Source organism: Chryseobacterium sp. UNC8MFCol (genome assembly GCF_000482305.1).
GTDB classification, from domain to species: Bacteria; Bacteroidota; Bacteroidia; order Flavobacteriales; family Weeksellaceae; genus Chryseobacterium; species Chryseobacterium indologenes.
This window is the reverse complement of the sequence record NZ_AXUZ01000003.1, coordinates 311371-330968: the sequence shown is the minus strand read 5'-3', so window position 1 is coordinate 330968 and position 19598 is coordinate 311371. Positions and strand designations below refer to the sequence as shown.

21 protein-coding genes are annotated in these 19598 nt (G+C 35.7%); 7 read left to right on the top strand and 14 right to left on the bottom strand.

From position 1 onward, the window contains the following. Positions 1-55: 55 nt before the first annotated feature. Complete coding sequence (locus tag M030_RS0101550) at positions 56-3385, bottom strand: glycoside hydrolase family 38 C-terminal domain-containing protein (RefSeq protein ID WP_185097376.1); 3330 nt, start codon at positions 3383-3385, stop codon at positions 56-58. Positions 3386-3448: 63 nt separating this feature from the next. Next, positions 3449-4210: a GntR family transcriptional regulator gene (locus M030_RS0101545; protein ID WP_027371922.1), complete on the bottom strand. Its 762-nt coding sequence runs from the start codon at positions 4208-4210 to the stop codon at positions 3449-3451. 507 nt (positions 4211-4717) lie between these two features. Between M030_RS0101545 and M030_RS0101540 the strand changes: the two genes are divergently transcribed. The 3 genes from M030_RS0101540 to M030_RS0101530 are packed head-to-tail and all read left to right on the top strand — an operon-like array spanning position 4718 to position 5709. Continuing rightward, complete coding sequence (locus M030_RS0101540) at positions 4718-4987, top strand: hypothetical protein (RefSeq protein ID WP_027371921.1); 270 nt, start codon at positions 4718-4720, stop codon at positions 4985-4987. Then, positions 4899-5459, top strand: coding sequence for a hypothetical protein (locus M030_RS0101535; protein WP_123861816.1), 561 nt, complete (start codon positions 4899-4901; stop codon positions 5457-5459). The genes M030_RS0101540 and M030_RS0101535 overlap by 89 nt, the downstream gene beginning before the upstream one ends. Continuing rightward, the gene (locus M030_RS0101530) at positions 5452-5709 is read left to right on the top strand and encodes a hypothetical protein (protein ID WP_027371919.1); all 258 of its coding nucleotides are present in this window, start codon (positions 5452-5454) and stop codon (positions 5707-5709) included. Before M030_RS0101535 ends, M030_RS0101530 begins: the two co-directional genes overlap by 8 nt. Before the next feature lie 2 nt (positions 5710-5711). On the opposite strand, the gene M030_RS0101525 is transcribed toward M030_RS0101530, so the two are convergent. After that, complete coding sequence (locus tag M030_RS0101525; RefSeq protein ID WP_123861817.1) at positions 5712-6233, bottom strand: hypothetical protein; 522 nt, start codon at positions 6231-6233, stop codon at positions 5712-5714. A gap of 75 nt (positions 6234-6308) precedes the next feature. On the opposite strand from M030_RS0101525, the gene M030_RS0101520 reads away from it, so the two are divergent. Beyond that, entirely contained in the window at positions 6309-6689 is a 381-nt protein-coding gene (locus M030_RS0101520; RefSeq protein ID WP_027371917.1) for a DUF6876 family protein, read from the top strand. 147 nt (positions 6690-6836) lie between these two features. Here M030_RS0101520 and M030_RS0101515 read toward each other — a convergent pair whose 3' ends face one another. From M030_RS0101515 to M030_RS0101470, 11 genes are all read right to left on the bottom strand, one after another. Next, complete coding sequence (locus M030_RS0101515; RefSeq protein WP_027371916.1) at positions 6837-7595, bottom strand: glycosyltransferase family A protein; 759 nt, start codon at positions 7593-7595, stop codon at positions 6837-6839. Positions 7596-7613: 18 nt separating this feature from the next. Beyond that, positions 7614-8438, bottom strand: coding sequence for a hypothetical protein (locus tag M030_RS0101510; protein ID WP_027371915.1), 825 nt, complete (start codon positions 8436-8438; stop codon positions 7614-7616). After that, positions 8435-9139 (bottom strand): hypothetical protein, encoded by a 705-nt coding sequence (locus tag M030_RS24835; protein WP_027371914.1) that lies wholly within the window; start codon positions 9137-9139, stop codon positions 8435-8437. Before M030_RS24835 ends, M030_RS0101510 begins: the two co-directional genes overlap by 4 nt. A 9-nt stretch (positions 9140-9148) precedes the next feature. Next, the gene (locus M030_RS24830) at positions 9149-9802 is read right to left on the bottom strand and encodes a hypothetical protein (protein ID WP_027371913.1); all 654 of its coding nucleotides are present in this window, start codon (positions 9800-9802) and stop codon (positions 9149-9151) included. Positions 9803-9874: 72 nt separating this feature from the next. Beyond that, positions 9875-10078 carry a hypothetical protein gene (locus M030_RS25370; RefSeq protein WP_123840757.1) on the bottom strand — a complete coding sequence of 68 codons (204 nt, stop codon included), beginning with the start codon at positions 10076-10078 and terminating at the stop codon, positions 9875-9877. Positions 10079-10196: 118 nt separating this feature from the next. Then, the gene (locus M030_RS23595; protein WP_034721911.1) at positions 10197-10409 is read right to left on the bottom strand and encodes a hypothetical protein; all 213 of its coding nucleotides are present in this window, start codon (positions 10407-10409) and stop codon (positions 10197-10199) included. A 455-nt stretch (positions 10410-10864) separates the two neighbouring features. Then, positions 10865-13546, bottom strand: a complete 2682-nt coding sequence (locus M030_RS0101490) for a TonB-dependent receptor domain-containing protein (RefSeq protein WP_027371912.1) — start codon at positions 13544-13546, stop codon at positions 10865-10867. A 68-nt stretch (positions 13547-13614) separates the two neighbouring features. After that, positions 13615-13974: a hypothetical protein gene (locus tag M030_RS0101485; RefSeq protein WP_051584840.1), complete on the bottom strand. Its 360-nt coding sequence runs from the start codon at positions 13972-13974 to the stop codon at positions 13615-13617. Positions 13975-13993: 19 nt separating this feature from the next. Continuing rightward, positions 13994-14626 carry a hypothetical protein gene (locus M030_RS0101480; protein WP_027371910.1) on the bottom strand — a complete coding sequence of 211 codons (633 nt, stop codon included), beginning with the start codon at positions 14624-14626 and terminating at the stop codon, positions 13994-13996. 80 nt (positions 14627-14706) lie between these two features. Beyond that, positions 14707-15393: a response regulator transcription factor gene (locus M030_RS0101475; protein ID WP_002982671.1), complete on the bottom strand. Its 687-nt coding sequence runs from the start codon at positions 15391-15393 to the stop codon at positions 14707-14709. A 111-nt stretch (positions 15394-15504) separates the two neighbouring features. Further along, positions 15505-17049 carry a sensor histidine kinase gene (locus M030_RS0101470; RefSeq protein WP_027371909.1) on the bottom strand — a complete coding sequence of 515 codons (1545 nt, stop codon included), beginning with the start codon at positions 17047-17049 and terminating at the stop codon, positions 15505-15507. A gap of 371 nt (positions 17050-17420) precedes the next feature. Here M030_RS0101470 and M030_RS25365 point away from each other — a divergent pair, with 371 nt between their 5' ends. The 3 genes from M030_RS25365 (at position 17421) to M030_RS24825 (ending at position 19597) form a co-directional block, all read left to right on the top strand. After that, positions 17421-17594 (top strand): hypothetical protein, encoded by a 174-nt coding sequence (locus M030_RS25365; RefSeq protein WP_155857866.1) that lies wholly within the window; start codon positions 17421-17423, stop codon positions 17592-17594. A gap of 67 nt (positions 17595-17661) precedes the next feature. Then, positions 17662-18780 (top strand): radical SAM protein, encoded by a 1119-nt coding sequence (locus tag M030_RS0101455; RefSeq protein ID WP_081806282.1) that lies wholly within the window; start codon positions 17662-17664, stop codon positions 18778-18780. Then, positions 18767-19597 (top strand): hypothetical protein, encoded by an 831-nt coding sequence (locus M030_RS24825; protein WP_027371907.1) that lies wholly within the window; start codon positions 18767-18769, stop codon positions 19595-19597. Before M030_RS0101455 ends, M030_RS24825 begins: the two co-directional genes overlap by 14 nt. The last annotated feature ends 1 nt before the right edge of the window (position 19598 follow it).

The following is a 19598-nucleotide window of genomic DNA, read 5'->3' as shown; positions in this document are numbered from 1 at the left end:
AGTTTCGAAAACCTGTAAGGTTCAGATAAAAAGTATTCATTTTAGAGTGTTGCCGCTAGAAAATTACTTTAATCTCAAGCACATCCATTCCTTCTAAACTAAATTTTTCGGTAATAGAAAATTCTTTTCCTGTTTTAAGGTTAATAAGCTTTACCGGCTTAAGTTTTTCCCATTGAAATGCAGTCACCTGTCCCTTTTCATCCGGGTTATATAATCTGATGATAAAGCTTTGATCTTCCTGAGGAGTAATACTTGTGACCACAATTTTATCATTGTTCATATGAAAAAGACTTCCACTACTAAAAGATTGTTCTTTGACAGGAACTGCGATAAGAGGCTGTGTAAATGCAGCAGCTGATTTTTCATTTTCAACAGAATTAAAGCCATCGTGAGGACGTAGTACATAGTGGTAATGTACAGGACCTTCCTGATCTGCTTTATAGTTGGTGTGCCAGTAGTTGTTCATGGCATAACTGAACCAATTTGTCGCTCCCGGTGTTCCGTTATCTTTCCACTTTTTGTGGCTATTGTCGATGACCATTCTTTCGTCAATCATTGTTGCAGCTTCTATCAATGGAGTTTCGAGCATCATCCACTGTATTCCTTTTTGTGCTGAAGAAGCATCTACCCAGCGACGGCTGTACCAATAATCCATATTAGAACCCGGCAGCTGATCGGTAAGGTATTTCATGTTGCCATACCCGGCATCGACAGTGATATTTTTAAAATCAGGGTTAAAAGGAAATCCAAAATGAACGGCTTCTTTGGTACGGACAGGCTTTTTATCAACAATATTTTCCAGCGCTATTTCGTCACTGCCTGCGGTGATGGTAATCATTCGTTCCAGTTTACGAGCACCCGGAGCTTCAGATACTAATGAAATCTTTGCTACTACAGGTCCGTTTTCCAGTATTTTTACCTGTACATCTGTATTTGATAAAGCTTCTTTGGGATCGGATCTCGGAACATACCAGTAAGAATTCAATCCCTGGTCATTAAAACTTCCTGCGTAATTGGTCTTTGTTGTATCGGTAAGATGAGTAATGCTTCCCGTTTTTTTATCCCAGCTCACCGTAACTTTTCCATTAGAAATACTGGAGTCAGTAATGATGAATGAAGAAGGAGAGGAGATTTTATTTTTAATCAATGTATATGTTGCTGATCCCAGCGCCGGAATGTTTTTGGCTAAAAATGTCATGGTTCCGTCCTGTAGTTTTTGCAGAGGAATCTTTTGACCTGTGGCATCCTGCACTGCGTTAGCCTGTGTATTTTCCGGGATAGTGACTATACCTTCTCTTGCCCATGATGAGGTATTGAATACTGCTATTGTTTTGGATGCCGGATCTGTTAAAGGAAGAAGAAGTTCTTTTTCCAGTTTTTCGGAAAGGAAGCTGCCATCGGCCGAGAATTGTTTTTTTACTTTCCACTGATCTGCCACAAAGGGGAGGTCCGGTGCCGTAATACTGTTGAAAGCCCCCCACGTATGCTCATGGAATAAAATCACATTTTTCCATGCTTCATAAAAATGCCGGCTGTTATATTGTCGGGGATTTAACATAGAATAAAGTGTTGTCAGTTGTTGCAGTTTTAAGCTGCTGTTTCTGTTGATTCCTTCTTCTTTGGCAGTGGACATGGCTCCATCCTCCCAGTAAGGGCTGATGTCTCCTTTTACAACAGGGATTTTGTCGCCATATTTCTTCTCAAAGACTTCGAACATTTTTTCATTGGTGCTCAGTACAATTTTGGGTGAGGTGTATTTTTTATTCCATTCATCTACAAATTGGGAGACGGTAGGATCTATAGGGCCGTTGTCCGCAACAATATTGTAGCGCCATTGTACCATATCATAAGGATAATTGCTATGGGTAAGGTCTTCCAGATATTCTGCAATTTTTTTCTGGCCATTGTCAAATACATCACCGGGATGTACACCATGCCATGAAGAATACCCTCTTCCCGCTGTCCAGAATAGTATTTTTTCTTTTCCTGACGGAGATTGCCACCAAACCGGTTTATCTCCCCAGTTTTTCACAAAGTTTCCGACACGGTCTCCCAGATAAGGATTTGTTTTTCCAAGATAATTGGGACCGCTTGAGAAGTATTTTACTCCTGATGAAGTAAGTGCAGGAACTAATGACCAGGCAAATCCCGGTACATCAGACATCATGGCACTTTTGATTGGTAAGCCTAATTCTTTTTCCAGTTTTTGAGCATATTCTGTATAGTGGAATAATTCTTCCGGCTGGCTAAGCCCTGTTAAAATATTGCCATACATGGCAGAAAGGCCTATTCCCCCTTCCTGTACTGCTTTTACAAAGGACTTTTTATCTTGTGCAGACGCATTTTTCATGAAGTTTTCAACATCCCAAAGGGCTTCTACATTATATTTGAAACGGGCTTCTTCAGGAAGATTTTTTGTCTTTTCAATCATCGCAAGAGCATCATAAATATTCTTTGTATGAATTTTTTCTACCTCCGACTGTAAATGGGAATATCCTACATCGGTATGAGAGTGATGGATAAAATATAATGTTCGTGGTACGATAGCCTGAGCCTGAATTGTTTTCCGAAGAAGCTCTTTCCTGCCGGAGATCACTACCAGTTCCAGTTTGCCTCCCTCGGCTGAAAGAGAAACCGGGATGTCAAAAGTCTTAATACCGTCCGGCATGGTAAAAGTAAAGGTCTCTTTATTGTTTATTATAGCCTTTATTTTTTCTTCCGGACCGAAGTGAAGGGTCGTAAGACTCAGAAGGCGTTTGCCGTCTTTCAACAGAAAAGGAGTGGATTGGGCATCTATTTTTTCCTGGAAAGTAAATTTATAAGTCATCATCCAGTCTCTGCTGTTCTGGGCCTGGCCAACAATTTTTAATCGGAGGGGTTTTCCTGGGGTTACTTTATTTGCGGGAACCCGCAGGTAGGCTATTCCGTAAGAATCTTTTAATCCGTCTGTCGTGGTTTGGTGAAATATAAAGGCAGTACTGTCTGCGGCTTTGGAAATCCAGTCCGGATGTTGGTTGGCAGGGTAGGTTGTCAATGTTAATGTTTTCTGATCATTGATATACAGATCAAAGTTTCTGGCACCTCCGCTTGTTCCTGAAGAATGCGAAACCAGCCAGTTAAAATAAACGTATTGACCATTATTTTTCAAAGGTACAGAAGCGGTTTCCCACTCGATTGTTTTTTTTCCGTCTGTAGTTCTGGTAAGGAGTGCACGGTTGGCATGATCAGGAAATGCTGAGAAATAATCGATGTTTTCACCGCTTATCTCGCGTTCATACCCGTTAATTGCCTGTATATTCCCGAAGTAAGGAGCTTTTTCCTGAGCATACATACCATTGCCTGTCAGCAGAAAAGATATCAGTAAAATAAAATACCTGTTATACATGAGCTTAGTTTTTATGTTTATATGTTAGAATGTTTGAACATATTGAATGATAAAAAAAGGAAATTAAATTTCCGGAGATTTATTGATATCGATCGTATAGGTAAACTTATCCGAACGATAATATCCTACGTTATATTCCACGGGTTTTCCGTTAATATCATACACAAAACGCTCACGCTTCAATACGGGAAAGGAAGCAGAGACTTTTAGCTTCTTTCCAATGACAGTTCCTGCCTGGCAGGCACTTATATTTTCGCGGGAACGGTGTACAATAACACCATGTTTTTCCTGCAGCATGCTATACAACGGCATATTAAAGTCATCACTTTTATCAACCCCGATTCTCGGATGGAAAAAGCTTTCAAAATATACAATAGGATCTCCTGAACTTTCTCCTTTTAATTTTGACAATTTAAATATCTTTTTATCTGCGGGACAGTGAAAGAAATTGCAGATATCTTCATTGGGCTGCTCCATACTTGTTTTCAGGAGCTGATTGACTACCTGAACTCCTTTTTCCTGCATTTCTCTGGTAAAGCTGTACCAATGATCCAGTCCGGTTACCAGGCTTTTCTTTTCTGCCACCCTTGTTCCGATCCCTTTTTTACGAATGATCAACCCTTCGTGTTCCAGTTTATTAGTGGCCTGGCGGATCGTGTTTCTGGAAACTCCCCACAAGTTGGCCAGATCCACTTCTTTGGGTAATAGAGCTCCTTTTTGGTAAGCTTCCATTTTGATAAGCTTACGGAAAAGTTCTTCTGCCTGCACGTGTAAAGGGAGCTTGCTGTTGTGATCAATACTAAAATCCTGAAGTGGTATGTTCATACATATGTTAAAATGCGAAGATAGTAAAATTTTAAAATGAAATAACTTTTTTGTAAAATTTGTACAATCCTAACTGGTACATTATAGGTTATTTACCTCCTGGCTCTTCTAAGATATGGAGTAAACTGTTGTTTTTTTGAAGGCATTATTCAAATGATCATTCAGGTGCTCATCTTAGAACAGGGGCGGAATTTATGGAGGATAATATTCTTAATAAATAATTATTTAATGCAAAATATCAATATACATGATGTTTTATGCTGTTTTTTTATTCTGTATCAATTGTCCTGAATTCTGAGTTTAATCCGATCTTTTGACTAATTGATTCATTTTTTTGTAATAAATTGCTGATATACATAGAATATTTATTACATTTGAATTTATTTAAATACTAATATAGAATTCAGTCCATTAAAAATTATTTAATAAAAGTGAATTATTAGTGTTTTTATAAGCGAAATGTAACGGGTAAACACTTATCTTTAAGTCGTCAAAAATGTACTACCTATGAAAGCAAGATTATTATTATCAGGAATCTTACTATTATCTGTCGTGACGGCATGCTCAGATAGAAATGAAGAGATGGAAGTTGCAAGGTCAGCTGATCATAAGAAAATAGAGGTTGGAGCGGGAAGATCAGAAGCAGCCAGAGTCGTAAGTGATTCCCTGAAAAAACAGACTATTTTAAATGAAGCCACCAATAAACAAGGAGACACAGAAAGCTACTCAGAAGCCGCAGACACCATCGATCCAACAAAATCGGATCGGCCTAAATAAACGGACTATTGAAATAATTGCTTCGGCATTTGTTTTAATTTCTGCTATATTACCATTCTTAAATAATATAGTAGGATACTTTATTGATGTCAATGTGCAGCTGGCTAATACTGCCGGCGAAAGAAGACTGGATCTTGATTCAACGATTTATTTCCTGTCTATATCATCTTGCGTTATATTACTGGCATTAGGAGGTTTATTCAGAGCGCACAGATATACGTATTACGTAGCTTTAGTAGCGGGTTATTTTCATTTGGTAACCTACATCAAGTTTATCTTTTTCAACGAGAATAAAATATCAGCCATCGCTGATATTGCCATTATATTGGTTTTGATATTGATTGTTTTTCTGGTTTTTAAACTGGATAACTACTACAGAAAACTGCATCTTTTGGATCAGTTCAATAATAGTACGCTGGACAGGTTCTCTACGATTCTTTTTAAACGTAATGACATTGAAGATAATGAATAATCATAGAGAAAGATTGAAAATTCTTGTAGCCCTTTCTGATAAGTTGTGGGAGGATTATTCTGAGCACATTATTTCGGAAGAAGAATACCTGAAAAAAATATACCTGGTAAAGAAAGAGATCAATAATGGATTTATTGGTACCATGGAAGATTTGAACCTTTTCACAAAAGATCTGGGATATCTGGTGCTGATGTCTCCCACCAAGACATTTTTAGGTGGTTCAGATAAAATAATAATTAACAGAAATTAATATTATTTGACCGCTGTTTTTGTCAGGGATAAAATTTCTTCCAAATATTTATTTTGCTTTATTATAGCTTCATCATATTTTTTTTCCATCCTTGAAAGTTGACTCTGGATAAATAAGATACCTTTATCCTGAGTATTATATTGTGCAAATAAGTTAGCAAGCAGATCACCCAGCTTTTCATGCTCTTCTTCACGATAAACATCCATTCTTTGCTGTTCTTTTTGCGAATCTGAATCCAGATTCAATTTCCCGTGTCCGGTAATCAACCAATTTAAATTCTCATTATCCTTTAATTCGGGATAAACATTCACAATCTTTGCAAGTTTATCTACTCCAAGATCACTTTTCAGACCTGCTCCTTTAAAATTTGAGGATGACATGCCTGTTTCTTTGTAAAAAGTTTCCTTCTTAATGCCCCTGTTTTCAAGGAAAATGAAAATTCTTTCTTTTATGGTTTGAATTTTGTCCATATTTTTTTTAAATTGGTCTAAATTTAGACTATATTTGTCAAAGATAAAAAACATTATTAACATAACAATGTTAATAATTGAAGAATTAAAATTAATAATTAAAGCAGAAATATAAAAATCAATAACGCCATGATTAGTAACAAGCACAACAAAATCAAAAACTCTGCAAATGATCTGTATGATATTTATACGTTTCCAGATAGTTTACATGAGTATAAAGAAGGTCATAAGATTACAGAAGGCATTAATAATGTAGCTGTTTATGAGAATTGTTTCTGGCTGCTTGACCTTATTTTAAACCAACAAGTTCACCCCGGATTGGATTGTGAGGTGCAGAACTGGGAATTACAAAGAATAGAAGATGGGTTATTCGATCTGAGTTGCTCATATGAAAACGATATAACCATACATAAAGTGAAAGGTTTAGAGGTAGGATTTTATTTTGATGACTTCAGAATCATGAAGAAAGGGAATATATTTTGTCTGCCCATAGAGAAAGAATTGTACTAAACTTTGGATGAATCCATAATTAGTAAATGTTAAATGTAAATGTGTAAATAGAAACAGCATCAAATTTTGATGCTGTTTCTGCTTTATGTACAGTGTTATTTTAATATTTCAGTGGTGGTGATTTTTGAAAACACCAAGAAATTGATTCTATCTAGACATCGAATTTCTTGATCTTATATGCAGTTCTGAATCTATCTGAAGTTTTCTTCCTTCAGGTGTAGCATGATCATTCTGAGAATGCAGGCGATAGCAATAAAGAACGTTCGGAATATATGTGCAATGCTCATATCCAGCAATTTCTATTAATGGAAACATGATGGCCATATCATAAGTTGATGGATAGAAGAGTCCATGTTCTGTTTTTAAATTTTGACAGGCTGGATCTTTTCGTAGAAAGTTTTTAAACAAATGATGCTTAAAAGTTTTAAGGTGTGTCGCCTTCCATGGTGAGGCTCTTAAATTTTTAAATTCTTCTTCAGTATAAGGAGAGATGCTGCCAAGATTTCCATAGGAATCAATAAATTGTCCATAAGTAAGTTGGGTTGATTCATCATTATAGGTATAGTTTAGGATTTGCAGAGAATATTCACCAAACAAATAATCATCACCGTCTACAATAGCAATGATATCATCATCTTGCAATGGAATTTCAGTGAGCCCTTTGTGAAGATTTGCTAATGCTCCCATTCTTTTTTCACGCTTTACATAATGAAAATGATCTGTAGCTTCCAGAAGTTCTTGTATGAGTTCAAAAGAATGATCATCGGAATTATCATCCAACAAATAAACTTCATAATGAGTATATTGTTGAGCTAAAATGGAATTGACACAATCGACAATATAATCTCCAGGATTTCTAAAAGGAACAAGAATAATAATTTTATGTTCAAATAGTTCTTTTGCCATAATATTCTATTTTAAGATTTAAACAGAGAAGGAATCGATATTGTAATTTGTTAGCAGAAATAAAAGTTCATGATCCTGTAAATCTGCATGATGCACAATAGGCTTTTTAAGAGTGTCAAGTATAAAATGATTTGAAAATGTAGTACATGATAAAATCAAATCTAAAATTTTATTTTCCGCCAGTTTGTACTTTCTTTGTTTGGCGGTTAATAAAAGGATCAGGAGATCTTCATAGGGGTAATTATTTTTATTAAAATTCAGCTCCAGATGATGGATTATCTTTACCAGCTGCTGTAAAAGTGTTTTTTTCCATTCTGTCTTTTTTATATATTCGAGGCAATAGCTAATTTTTAGGAGAATTTTACAACAGTTATGCAGCTCCGTGGGGTCTATATTTTTTTTATTCAGACTTATTTCAAGATAATGCGTAAAGATGTCAAAGATAAGATTGATACATTCATAATGAATGAATTTACGATAATGCAGCTCTTGCGGGTTTTTATTAAGATGGCGAATAAGAGAATAATTGACAATTTCTAATAGGGTATCCGTCTCATCCTTGCTATTGCTGATAATTTGTAATGTGTACTTGTAGACCTGATCATCTACATCCTCCAATATTTCATCACTATCGATATCTATATATTCCTGATAGTGTAAATAAGCTACAAGCCAGCCAAATCCTATAATTCCATTTTCAAAGCTATAGTCATCTGATTGAGAAATGCTTTCAGCAATTGTATTTAGAATGCTTTCACCTTCTCCGAATTGCGATCTTTCATTACTTAGAAATAAACGCAGAGCAATGATGGCTAATCCATTATCTGTTAATCCTGAGTTCATAAGAGAAAAAATATAGGGTCTTCTAGTTGTATAAGAGATTGAAAGTCTGTAGTTGTGGAACCTTCAGCTTTTTGGATGGTTGTTGCAGTTTCGTATCTTGAGAATTTGCCAATATTTTGTGTTAAAATATCACCATCCAAAACTTTAGAAAAAGCAGTGTCGAAAAGCTGATCAATCTTGTAATATACAGGAAACTGGTAATAAGTATAGGGAAATTCGACAATTTTCATAATACTTACAATAGGAATAAGTACAGGGCCTGGAATCCTTATTGTCGTTTTTTCCCGATTATCGCCCGAAAATTCGGCAGCATCAATTACCTCGGTGTCCAGGTGCTTTAATAGATATGCTTTGATCTTATTAAATGTACTTTCGGTTGTATTTTCTATCACAAACAAGGAATTTCTTAATTCAATCCGGTCTCGATCCAACTCCTGTTTTCTCATTTTTATATGCTTTACCAGAGGAAAGCTGCAGTTGGTATCCGGAATTGCATATAGATTATTGTCATACCACGGAGCATATTGGATGTAATCTCTTTTGTAAAAAAATAATTCTCTTTCCTGATGATTTCCTGAGTAATGAAGAATAGCTTTTTCGTGATAATCATGAATCGGATCAGTTGGCCAGCAAAAATCCAACTCAGGATGTATCTGTACCTTCTTATTAAAATACCAGAGATTATACAATACAGCCCACATGTCAGCGCACTAGGCTTGTACTTTTTTAGGCATATATTCCGGATTGCCGATCAGTTTCTGTTGTTCATCATTATTAAAACCTTCAAGTAAACAGAATATTGATTCCGAATCCTCATACACTTTTTCCCAAAACTCCTTTGTAATATGTTTTAATAAATATTGTGCTCCACCAGTGTGAGAATCATTTTCTATCACAGTGTCTTCCGAAATTCCTACAATAGAACACATCTTTTTTAAAATTTTTTTGTTCGTGCTTTTTACAACGTAATTTGAATCCAAATAAGAGCGGGTGTCTGATACATAATTAATCTCATCTGTTTCTACGGATGGAATTCTGCTAAAAATAATATCAGAATCGTGATAAAAAATTATCCGATTATTCAAGGAAGGAAATTGTTCCCAGTGTTTTGTTAACAAATGAGGACGTATCGTAGAAATGTATTGGTTCCGGGAACGGGTGTCCGGATATAAAAAGAAGCTTGCAAATGTGTGATTGTCTTGTACAAACTGATTGAACTCTTTCTTAAGACCTATAACAGGATTAAATCCAATTACAATGTGTATATCCTTTTTTGATATACCAAGTTGGCTTAGATTTCTTATCAGAACCTCTAATTGCCAGATAAAGTAAATGTCATCAGGTTGAGCGGAAAGAAAAAGCATATTTAAGGTATCAGATTTTATAAATGAGAAAAAAATCTGATAGACAAAACCTGTCTATCAGAAACCAGCTTGTTAGATTTTTAAACATCTTAAACAAGAGTAAAATATGCCGCAGGCAGTTCCCTCAGGGCATTCTGAATTTGAATGGCACATATCTCCGCCACCACAGTATTGATCTGTCGGGTCGTGAAGTCCGCCAAATAAATTTTTCAGTTGTTCTCTACTAAGTTTTTCATTAACACCTGATTTAAGATGTTTTAAACTAATTTTTTTCATAGTTGCTAATAATTTGATGTTGTAGTGACTACATAAGCCCAGTCACTTTAGGCTTAGATCTGGATAGCTTTTGTGTAAGGTGCTTTATTCAATGGGTGATTGCTCAAACTGTGATTGATTATTCACATTTTGGTCCACAACATTCGTAACCACCTCTTCCATTACTTCTTGCATCTCCTGTACAATTGTAATTCCAACATAAAGGTTGGCTAAATACACATGCTCCGTTCCCTGTGGCAGCAGCAATTCCACCAAACACATTTTTCAATTGTTCCCTTGTAAGTTTTTCATTCACCTCTGCTTTAAGATGTTTTAAATTAATTTTTTTCATGAAAATTGATTTATTAGTTTTAGCAGCCACATAAACCCGGCTACTTTAGGCTACTGCATAGTACATAAATTCTCTGCAGATTTTATCAAGTATTTTATAGCTAAGGTCATTGTTGTTTTTGAAAATGGAAGTGGTACTTTCCTAACAAACATATCCAATAGTCCCCGATTTTAAAAAATATAATCCATCAGATTTATAAAATTGGATATTTGAATATCAATATTTTTTACATGTAAATTATTGATTGTCAGTTGGTAGTATTTGCTGTCTTATGTATGTCTCAATTTTTTTATTTCTCTGCATTATTAATTGGCAATAGCTGTTTTTTATTAATTTAAAAGCTTTGTTGAGATAAATAAATCCCGAAATTCACTCAAAAAGAATATGCTTGCCTACTAAAACAAAAAAAACAGCATTTCTTCAATGCTGTTTTTATAATTTTCTATTAGATAAATTTAGAATGTCACGTCCAGTCCGACATAAAAATTAGCTTTCATAATCGGGGCATATACCATTCCGCCATCAAAATAATTTCCAAAAGGATTTCTAAAATCTACAATCGCATTTTTTTGATAATAGGAAGTAAGGTTTTCACCACCTACATAAGCCCTGATCTTTTTATTGAAATTTCTGGAAATCTGAGCATTCAGTACTGCGTAAGAATCAGAATAGGCAGGTAGCTGGAATTCGGCAGGATTGCTTGCGGTATCAGGTAACCTTTGTTTTCCTACCCAATTCAAAGTGGTATCAAAACTCCAGAATCCGCCTTTATCATTTTTATTGGTTGCATAGGCCAGATTTACAAAACCTCTGTGTTTTGCCATGAAAGGAACCTCTCTTCTTCCTCCTAGATAATCTGCCTGTACATCATAATATTTATACGCCAATCTTACATCAAAGTTTTTAAACGGAGTAAAATCCCATTGCGTCTGGAATGAGTTGGCAAATGATTTTCCTTCAAGATTATAGAAAGTCAACTGTTGGGGAGAACGGTCCAGATCCACCAATACCTGGTCCTGGAAGTCTGTTCTGAAGAAATCTGCAATAATTGTTGATTTCCTTCCAAAAAGCTTGAATTCCTGTTGTAAACTGGCTCCATAATTCCAGGCGATTTCTGGTTTTAAACCATAAATATTTCCTCCGTTAGGCAGAATATTAATCGTTCTGTTGGACGCAAAATACTGTTGGCTCTCGGCAAAAACATTCGCTGTTCTGAATCCTCTGCCGGCAGAAAGCCTTAAGATCGTTTGCGGCGTAAAGTCGTATTTGAAATTAAGTCTTGGGGTAAACTGGGTTCCTGCCAAATTGTGAAAATCTACCCTTGTGCCTGCCACTAAGGTATATTTTAACCCTGTAAGTGTATATTCTGCAAAAATACCGGGAACAATCTCGTTTCTTCGAAGATCATCCGTTACATAAGTCTCTTTATAGCCATCATATAAAAAGCTTGCACCGGCTTTATATTTGTGATTGGTATTTCCGATAATACTTTCAAAAATTAAATTTGAATAATAGGTATGTTGCTGTCCTGCATAATTTCGCAATCCGAAAAAGCTGTCCTGCTGGTGGTATACGTACTGGTTCATCCAGCCAATACTCTGGTAAGGTTTTCCTTTGAAAACATACCCTGTTTTATTCCAGACCTGAAATCTCGATATATCAATTCCTACCCCATATGCAGGCTGCTTATCCTGCGCCAGCTTTTTATCAAAACCAATTTGTCCTGCAGTTCTTTCGTCTCTGATGAAATTAATTCCAAAATGAGATCCGAATCCCGATTTCTCAAGATCATTGTAGTTTAAAAGGTAAGCTGCGTTAATTTGTGTTCCCTTCGGTCTGTCAAGAAAACCATCATGATTCATATCCGTATTCCCAAAGGTACCGTTTCCGTGTAGCAGAAAGGTTTGTGACCATTTGTCATTAATCGGGGATACGTGGGTAATGTTGGCTTCAGCTCTTCCGTTAAAATCAGAAAAAAGATTGAGGGAAGTTTCCGGTGATTTAGCATTTTTCAGAAGCTCAGTATTGATCTGTCCTGTAATGCTTTCGTAACCGTTGGTTACTGTACTTCCTCCTTTTGTTAATTGGATACTTTCAATCCATCTTCCAGGAATGAAATTCAATCCGTACGCAGAAGCAAGACCCCGGATTTCGGGCAGCTGTTCTTTCGTGAGACTTGTGTATTTTTGATCTAATCCCAGCATTTTCAACTGCTTTGTTCCTGTAACCGCATTACTGAAAGAAACATCCACTGTTGCATTGGTCTCAAAACTTTCAGATAAATTACAACACGCAGCTTTTAATAATTCTTTTTTATCAATATTGAAAACCAGTCCTGCTTCTTTTTTACTTACGGAGGTTGCTGCTTTGGATCCTGTCACTACGACACCTTCAATTTTTTTTTCAGTTGTACTCTGAGAATCATGATGAGAAGGCATTTCGTGATCTTCATGTTTTGTTGCTTCATCATCATGTACATTCGGGTTGGCCTCTTCGAAAGGAACGTCCCTGTCGTATAGACAACATCCCGGAAGGTTTTTATAAGTGGCATCGGTCGTTTTGTACTTTTCATTGTCGTGACCGGCATCAGCGATGGATTTTAAAATTCTGTCAGGAGACGTTTTTGAAGAATCGAATTGCAGGACGACAGTCTGTTTTTCAGCACTCCATTCTGCATGATCTGCTCCTGCTTCTTTTGCAGCCTTCTCAATTCTGGCCTTACAAGAAGCGCAGTTTCCTTTTACGAAAAACTCATTTTCATTTTTTTTATGATGTTCATGAGCTTCTGTCTGTGAAGATGCCGGCTGCAGGTTTCTTTCGTAATGACAACACCCCGGAAGCCCTTCATACGTTTCATTGGATGCTTTGAACTTCTCGTTATCGTGTCCTGCTTCGGCAACCTTTTTTAGAATGTCTTCGGCAGAAGCTTTGTCGGTTTCAAATGTTAAAGTCTGAAGATCAATAGAATAGTCCGCTTTTTTTGCTCCTGCTTTTTTTGCGGCAGTCTCAATTCTTGTCTTGCACATCTCGCAGTTCCCTTTTACTTTGAACTGGTTTTTTGTAAGATTTTGTGCAGCTATTAATTGAGTAAATAAGAATAATGTACCAAGTAGTAACCTGGAAATATATAATTTCATTTTGTTTAAAAGTTTAGATTAATTAAAAAAGGGTTCATTACGTTATATAATGAACAGACTGTATGTAATTATCCTATCTTCGGCGGCTGCCAGATTTCTTTTAAACGATCTGATAAATAAGGATCTGAGTATTGAAACTGCGGGTTCTTATTGGCTTTGTAATAAGACAGTTCCAGACGTAAATTTTTTGAAAAAGGAGTTTCTATAAAGGTGAAACAGGCTATACAGGATGAGCAGCAGTCATCATTACAGGAAGATTCTTTTCTGTCTCCTTTATGTTCTTTTGAAGAGTGGTTTTTACAGCAATCACTCTTTTGGGTTTCTTCCTTGCAACAGGTTTTCTGCATAGATTCTGCATAGAAGCTGTCTTTAGGAATCAAGAAAATTCCTAAGCAAAAAACTATCGTCAATAGGTGAAACAGCTTCATGTCTGCAAAATTACGAAATTTATGGTAAAGGATCACCAACTTTTATAGAGCAACTGTGCCAAGGTTCACCATGGGCCGGATTTACTTTAGGTTTTTCTCCCATGGCAAGATTCTGTTGTGCGGGAGACGGTGGAGGTGCTACCTGTGCTGTATTCTGAACGGGCTGAGAGGCGGGTGCAGGTTTGCTGTTCAATGGTTGTCCTACCGGGATATCACAACGATGTCCTGGCTGTCCGTGAGGAGGGTTCATGCCCGGGGCTGTTTTTACTTGTTTAGCGTTGTTGTCAATTGCTATTTTGCCCGGTGAAACTGCATTAGGATCAATCTGAACAGTGTTATTACTGCCAACTGTTATATTTTGTGTCGCAGAGTTAGTGGGTTGACTATTTAAAGGCTGTCCTACAGGAATGTCACAACGGTGACCCGGCTGTCCATGCGCAGGATTCATTCCTGCAGCTGTTGCTACGGGAGCAGGATTAGGATTTGATTGAATTCCGGCCTGATCCATCAAAGCTGTTTTTGAAGTTGTATTTGTGGTTACAACAGATTGCTGAACACTGGCTTCTTCTTTAATATAAGTAGCTTTTTCATCTTTCCTGCAAGACGTTGCGAACAAGGATAGGGCTGCCAGGCCTAAAAATGTATTCTTCATTTATTCATGGGTATAAAACAAAATTAGCAAAACATTTTCAAATGTTTTGCTAATTTTATATTTATAATCCGGTTTTGGGCTTAATTTTTTACCAAAAGTCTGAATCCTTCTCCGTGAACGTTGATGATTTCCAATCCTTCATCATCTTTCAATAGCTTACGAAGTTTAGCGATATATACGTCCATACTTCTCGCTGTAAAGTAGTTTTCTTTCTTCCAGATCTTTCTTAACGCAAGATCTCTGGGCATGAAATCGTTTCTGTGGATACATAGAAGCTTTAACAGCTCATTTTCTTTCGGAGAAAGTTTGTATTCTTTATCACCCACTTTAAGCTGTCTCAGCATAGAGTCGAAGAAAATATTGCTGATTTTGAATTGTTCCTGTTCTTCATTTTCCAGGGTAGAGCTTCTTTGTAGAATAGCTTTGATCTTATATAAAAGAAGTTCAGTATCAAAAGGCTTTGTAATGTAATCATCAGCTCCCAACTGATATCCTTTCAAGATATCTTCTCTCATATTTCTGGCAGTAAGGAATATGATAGGAGTATTTTTATCAATCTTTTTTACGTCCTCAGCTAATGAGAATCCGTCTTTTTTAGGCATCATGACGTCGAATATACAGATGTCGAATTCATTTTCCGTAAATTCTTTCAATCCTTGTTCTCCATCCGTTGCAAGGGTAACTTCAAAATTATTGATCGTTAAATAATCTTTAAGTACCGCCCCGAAACTCTGATCGTCCTCTACTAATAATATTCTGTTGCTCATAATTTTAATAATTAAATTAATAATTAAGAATGAACTTCTTCACTCTATCTTCTTATATATTGTTATTTGGTTTATTAGATGTCCAGTCTTTTTTTATTTTTTATATCACGTTTAGCTCATGGGCAGTTTTATGATAAATGTACTTCCCTTACCTTTATGGGAATCTACGATAATCTGTCCTTTATGCAGCTCTACAATTTTTTTAACATAAGAAAGGCCTAAACCTTGCCCTTTTACGTTATGGATATTTCCGGTCTCTTCCCTGAAGAATTTTTCGAAAATTTTGGTTTTATTCTGGGTTTCCATTCCCATTCCTTTGTCAGAAATTTCTATCACATACCAATGGCCTTCATTTCTTGTTTCAATATGAATTTCCGGTGCTTCAGGCGAATATTTGTTCGCATTATCCAATAGGTTAACCAGCATATTGGAGATGTGAAACTCATCTATTTTAAAATTGTACTGGGTCGCATTAAATTGTTGGGTAAGTGAACCGTTTCTCTGTTGTACAATCAGATTGAAAGATTCGGTAGTCTTTTTAATGAGCTCTCTTACATTGGTTTCCTTTAAAAATAATTCAACCTCATTTCTTTCCAGTTTAGACATATTAAGGACATTTTCTACCTGTTTTTTCATCCTTAAATTTTCCTGTTTAATGAGCTCCGAGTAATATTTTACTTTATCAGGATTGGTTGCAATTTTGTCATTGGCTAAAGAATCTGTTGCCACTGAAATTGTTGCAAGCGGTGTTTTGAATTCATGAGACATATTATTGATGAAATCTGTCTTTACTTCCGCCAGTTTTTTCTGTTTCATCATATAATTGATGGAAATAATATAAATTCCAAGAATCGTAAGCAGAGAAAGAAAAGTTCCTAACAGCATCGGCCAGTTATTCATTGCGAGAGAATATTCTTTCTTAGGGAACACCAGGGCCAGACTGTATAAGGTGTTCTTTTTATCTGTAAAAAGGGGATAACTGTAGGTGCTATTATCTTTTTTCTCTTTGTATGCTTTGTTCACGATGCTGGTCAGCTTGCTGTTCTTATCGAGAACTCCATATCCGAATTTTGCCGTAATTCCCCTGATCTTTAATTCCTTGGTAATCACAGAATCCAGTACGGTAGGATCCACTCTTTTGGTAATGGGAAGATTATTCCCGTATACCTTTACAAACTCTTTCATAGAGTAATCGCCCGTTTCAATATCCTGGTTGATATCTGCTGTTAAAAGCTCACGGTTGGTCGTGTCTTTTTTTATTTTATAGGCGGCTTCGTCAGTATATAAAGTGGTCAGTTTTACAGAATCTCCCTTTTGAGAAATAGGAAGCTGGGTTTTGGAAATGATATTTTTTGAATAAATAATCTGCCTTTGTGTCCCGGAATCTTCTACCTGTTGAATGGTTGTCAGAGATGGCTCTTTGCTGTTGGCAACAATATTATTCCTGAAATTTTTATAATCCTGATTCAAATATTTATCGGCTTCAATCTCCTCTATACTTTTCGAAGTACTTTCCAGTACCGAGTAGACTTTGTTTGAAAAGTCCTGTTCCAGAGCACCATAATAGCCTTTCAGCCAATAAAATTGGAGCGTAACGAAGACAATCAGCGAGATTGTCATAAACACCGAAATTATTGGGATGAATTTGTTATTCATTATGTAATTATATATGTTTTGGAAAAATGAATGTTAAAATTAATTGTTTTAAGACTACGTAAACAAAAAACGAGCCAAAAAATTGTATTTTTTTTCTTAAAAGAGTGTTTTTTAACATTTATTTATGAATTATTACCATTGTAAGCTACAAATCCGTTTTAAATAAAGGGATTTCTTTTTTATTCCCATCGTGTAACCTGAATTTAATTTTTCCGCCAAAATAGCTTGCCTTGCTGGTTAACATAATAAAAAAAAACTTTGAAGTATGAATTATATTTATAAATTTGGCACTTATAATTAAAACTAATAACTCATCTCTGCTTTGAGATGAAAACTAAATAATTTATTAACATTTTAAATTTTTATTGTTTATGAAAACAAGAACAGAAAAAAAGCAATTAAACACCGTTGAGAAAAAAGCATTAAAAAAAGACCTGTTATCTTTCGTAATGGGAGGAACTGCAGCTGGAAGATGTAGCGAGGTAGGTTCAAAGTATGCAGATTCTATTTATGTAAAACGTCCTGGTGAGGAATTAGAGGGGTAATTAATATCTTATCTGTAAATAAATTGGCTGTTCGTTAGTAGTAAGGAACAGCCAATGTTTTTAAAACATGAAAATAGAATCATTTATCTTGAAAATTGCAAGCCACTGCAATTTAAACTGTTCTTATTGCCATATGTACAATATGGGAGATCTGACCTATAAGAATCAACCTAAATTTATAAGCAAAGAAAATCTTCTCAATTTTTCTACAAAACTACGGAGTTATACAGGGAAATATTCGATTCCTCACGTTTTTATTTCTTTCCATGGCGGAGAGCCGTTGTTGACCAATAAGGAATATTTTGTGGATTGTATTGAAACCATCAAGGCAATCAATCAAGATCTTGAAATTACTTTTCTTATGCAGACCAATGGAGTGCTGCTGGATAAAAAGTGGGCGGAAATTTTGAAAAAATATTCTGTGAATGTTGGGATAAGCCTTGATGGTGAAAGAAAAATTAATGACCTGTTCAGGAAAAAGCATAATGGAAAAGGGTCGTATGACGATATTATAAGAAATCTGAAGTCAATACAGGATTTTGATGTCGTGAAAGGGATAATTTCTGTGGCCAATCCCGATGTTGATCCTTTTGATTTTTATTATCATATGAAAAAGGTGAATCATCATCAGCTTAATATTTTGCTGCCGAATATCAATTATTCGAATATTCCAGCTTTTTATCTGCCGTTGGACAAATTTATTCCTGAAACATCATCATGGCTCATCAGTCTGTATGAAACCTGGAAAGAAGATACGAACAGATTATCAATACCTTTTTTTGAACTTATCATTCAGTTGATTTCAGGATATGAAAATTTTGGGAATCATCTGATCGGAAACTGTGAAAATGGAGTTGCTGTTATTGAGACCAATGGCGATATTGAAGTTATAGATGCTTTAAGGACTTCATTCAGCGGGGCAACAAGAGGAAACATCAATGTAGCTGGTCATGATATCGACGAATTGCATCATATTGAGCTTTTCAAAAAATATTACTTTGCTCACACGACCGATTTGCCCCATGATTGTCAGAAATGTGAGATAAAAGAAGTTTGTGGCGGAGGATTTTTGGTTCACCGATATAATAAAAACAGTAATGACTTCAATAATCCTTCAATATATTGTGAGGTTCTTACTGACTTAATAACATACATCAAAAAAGATTTGTTTTATGAAACTGCTTAAAGGAATTAATGTATTACCCAATATAGATATAGAAAGCATTGAAATCAACGGAGGTTCAGTACACCACTCAGCAATGGAATTTGCCGAATTGGATTTTCCTTTCAGAGATAATGCCTTTATACCTAAATCCGACTGGAGAAAACTGGATGAGCATGAAAAGGACCTTATTATTTCTGATCAGTATCACCATTCAGATTATTTATCGATTGGTAAATTGCCTGAAAATCTGACAGATCTTATTAAAAATTTTGACATCCATTCTTTACACGAAAGAGAAGTCGTTTTTGAGAGACTGAAAGAAAACTCTGAGATCCTTGAGTTGTTTAATGAGAAACTGAATTCTTTTGTAGAAGATCTTTGCCCCAATACCGATACGCTGGAATTTCACAGGCTTTCAGTGATACCCAGCGGGCGTTATGTTACCAGTATTAACCTTAATATGGATGATTTTGAGTACATAGGGCTTCACATTGATCACAGTACGGTTTTCAATATTGAATCTGCCCATGCCTCACGAAACAGAATGTGTATCAATATAGGAAACGAGGACCGGTATTTGTTTGTAATTAATCTGACATTGCTTCAGATTAAAGAGATGCTAAGTCAGGTGATGGATAGTAATACTTTAAATGTTGAAAATATTTCGGATTGTTTTTTTAAATACTTCCCGGATTATCCTGTGCTTAAAATCAGACAAAGGCCTTTTGAGTATTATATTGCACCTACGGACAATTGTATTCACGACGGCTCTACCTTTGAAAATAATTATTTAGATATAACGGCTACTTTTTTAGGTAATTTTGAAGTAAATAAGTAAG

Coding starts and splice junctions, on each gene's coding strand:
- M030_RS0101455 (WP_081806282.1), top strand. CDS start 17,662: ATGAAAATAGAATCATTTATCTTGAAAATTGCAAGCCACTGCAATTTA.
- M030_RS0101525 (WP_123861817.1), bottom strand. CDS start 6,233: ATGTTTTTTATCTTTGACAAATATAGTCTAAATTTAGACCAATTTAAA.
- M030_RS0101485 (WP_051584840.1), bottom strand. CDS start 13,974: ATGAAGCTGTTTCACCTATTGACGATAGTTTTTTGCTTAGGAATTTTC.
- M030_RS0101530 (WP_027371919.1), top strand. CDS start 5,452: ATGAATAATCATAGAGAAAGATTGAAAATTCTTGTAGCCCTTTCTGAT.
- M030_RS0101545 (WP_027371922.1), bottom strand. CDS start 4,210: ATGAACATACCACTTCAGGATTTTAGTATTGATCACAACAGCAAGCTC.
- M030_RS24835 (WP_027371914.1), bottom strand. CDS start 9,139: ATGTGGGCTGTATTGTATAATCTCTGGTATTTTAATAAGAAGGTACAG.
- M030_RS0101470 (WP_027371909.1), bottom strand. CDS start 17,049: ATGAATAACAAATTCATCCCAATAATTTCGGTGTTTATGACAATCTCG.
- M030_RS0101490 (WP_027371912.1), bottom strand. CDS start 13,546: ATGAAATTATATATTTCCAGGTTACTACTTGGTACATTATTCTTATTT.
- M030_RS0101480 (WP_027371910.1), bottom strand. CDS start 14,626: ATGAAGAATACATTTTTAGGCCTGGCAGCCCTATCCTTGTTCGCAACG.
- M030_RS0101520 (WP_027371917.1), top strand. CDS start 6,309: ATGATTAGTAACAAGCACAACAAAATCAAAAACTCTGCAAATGATCTG.
- M030_RS0101535 (WP_123861816.1), top strand. CDS start 4,899: ATGAAGCCACCAATAAACAAGGAGACACAGAAAGCTACTCAGAAGCCG.
- M030_RS24830 (WP_027371913.1), bottom strand. CDS start 9,802: ATGCTTTTTCTTTCCGCTCAACCTGATGACATTTACTTTATCTGGCAA.
- M030_RS0101475 (WP_002982671.1), bottom strand. CDS start 15,393: ATGAGCAACAGAATATTATTAGTAGAGGACGATCAGAGTTTCGGGGCG.
- M030_RS0101510 (WP_027371915.1), bottom strand. CDS start 8,438: ATGAACTCAGGATTAACAGATAATGGATTAGCCATCATTGCTCTGCGT.
- M030_RS23595 (WP_034721911.1), bottom strand. CDS start 10,409: ATGAAAAAAATTAATTTAAAACATCTTAAAGCAGAGGTGAATGAAAAA.
- M030_RS0101550 (WP_185097376.1), bottom strand. CDS start 3,385: ATGTATAACAGGTATTTTATTTTACTGATATCTTTTCTGCTGACAGGC.
- M030_RS24825 (WP_027371907.1), top strand. CDS start 18,767: ATGAAACTGCTTAAAGGAATTAATGTATTACCCAATATAGATATAGAA.
- M030_RS0101540 (WP_027371921.1), top strand. CDS start 4,718: ATGAAAGCAAGATTATTATTATCAGGAATCTTACTATTATCTGTCGTG.
- M030_RS25365 (WP_155857866.1), top strand. CDS start 17,421: ATGAAAACAAGAACAGAAAAAAAGCAATTAAACACCGTTGAGAAAAAA.
- M030_RS0101515 (WP_027371916.1), bottom strand. CDS start 7,595: ATGGCAAAAGAACTATTTGAACATAAAATTATTATTCTTGTTCCTTTT.
- M030_RS25370 (WP_123840757.1), bottom strand. CDS start 10,078: ATGAAAAAAATTAGTTTAAAACATCTTAAATCAGGTGTTAATGAAAAA.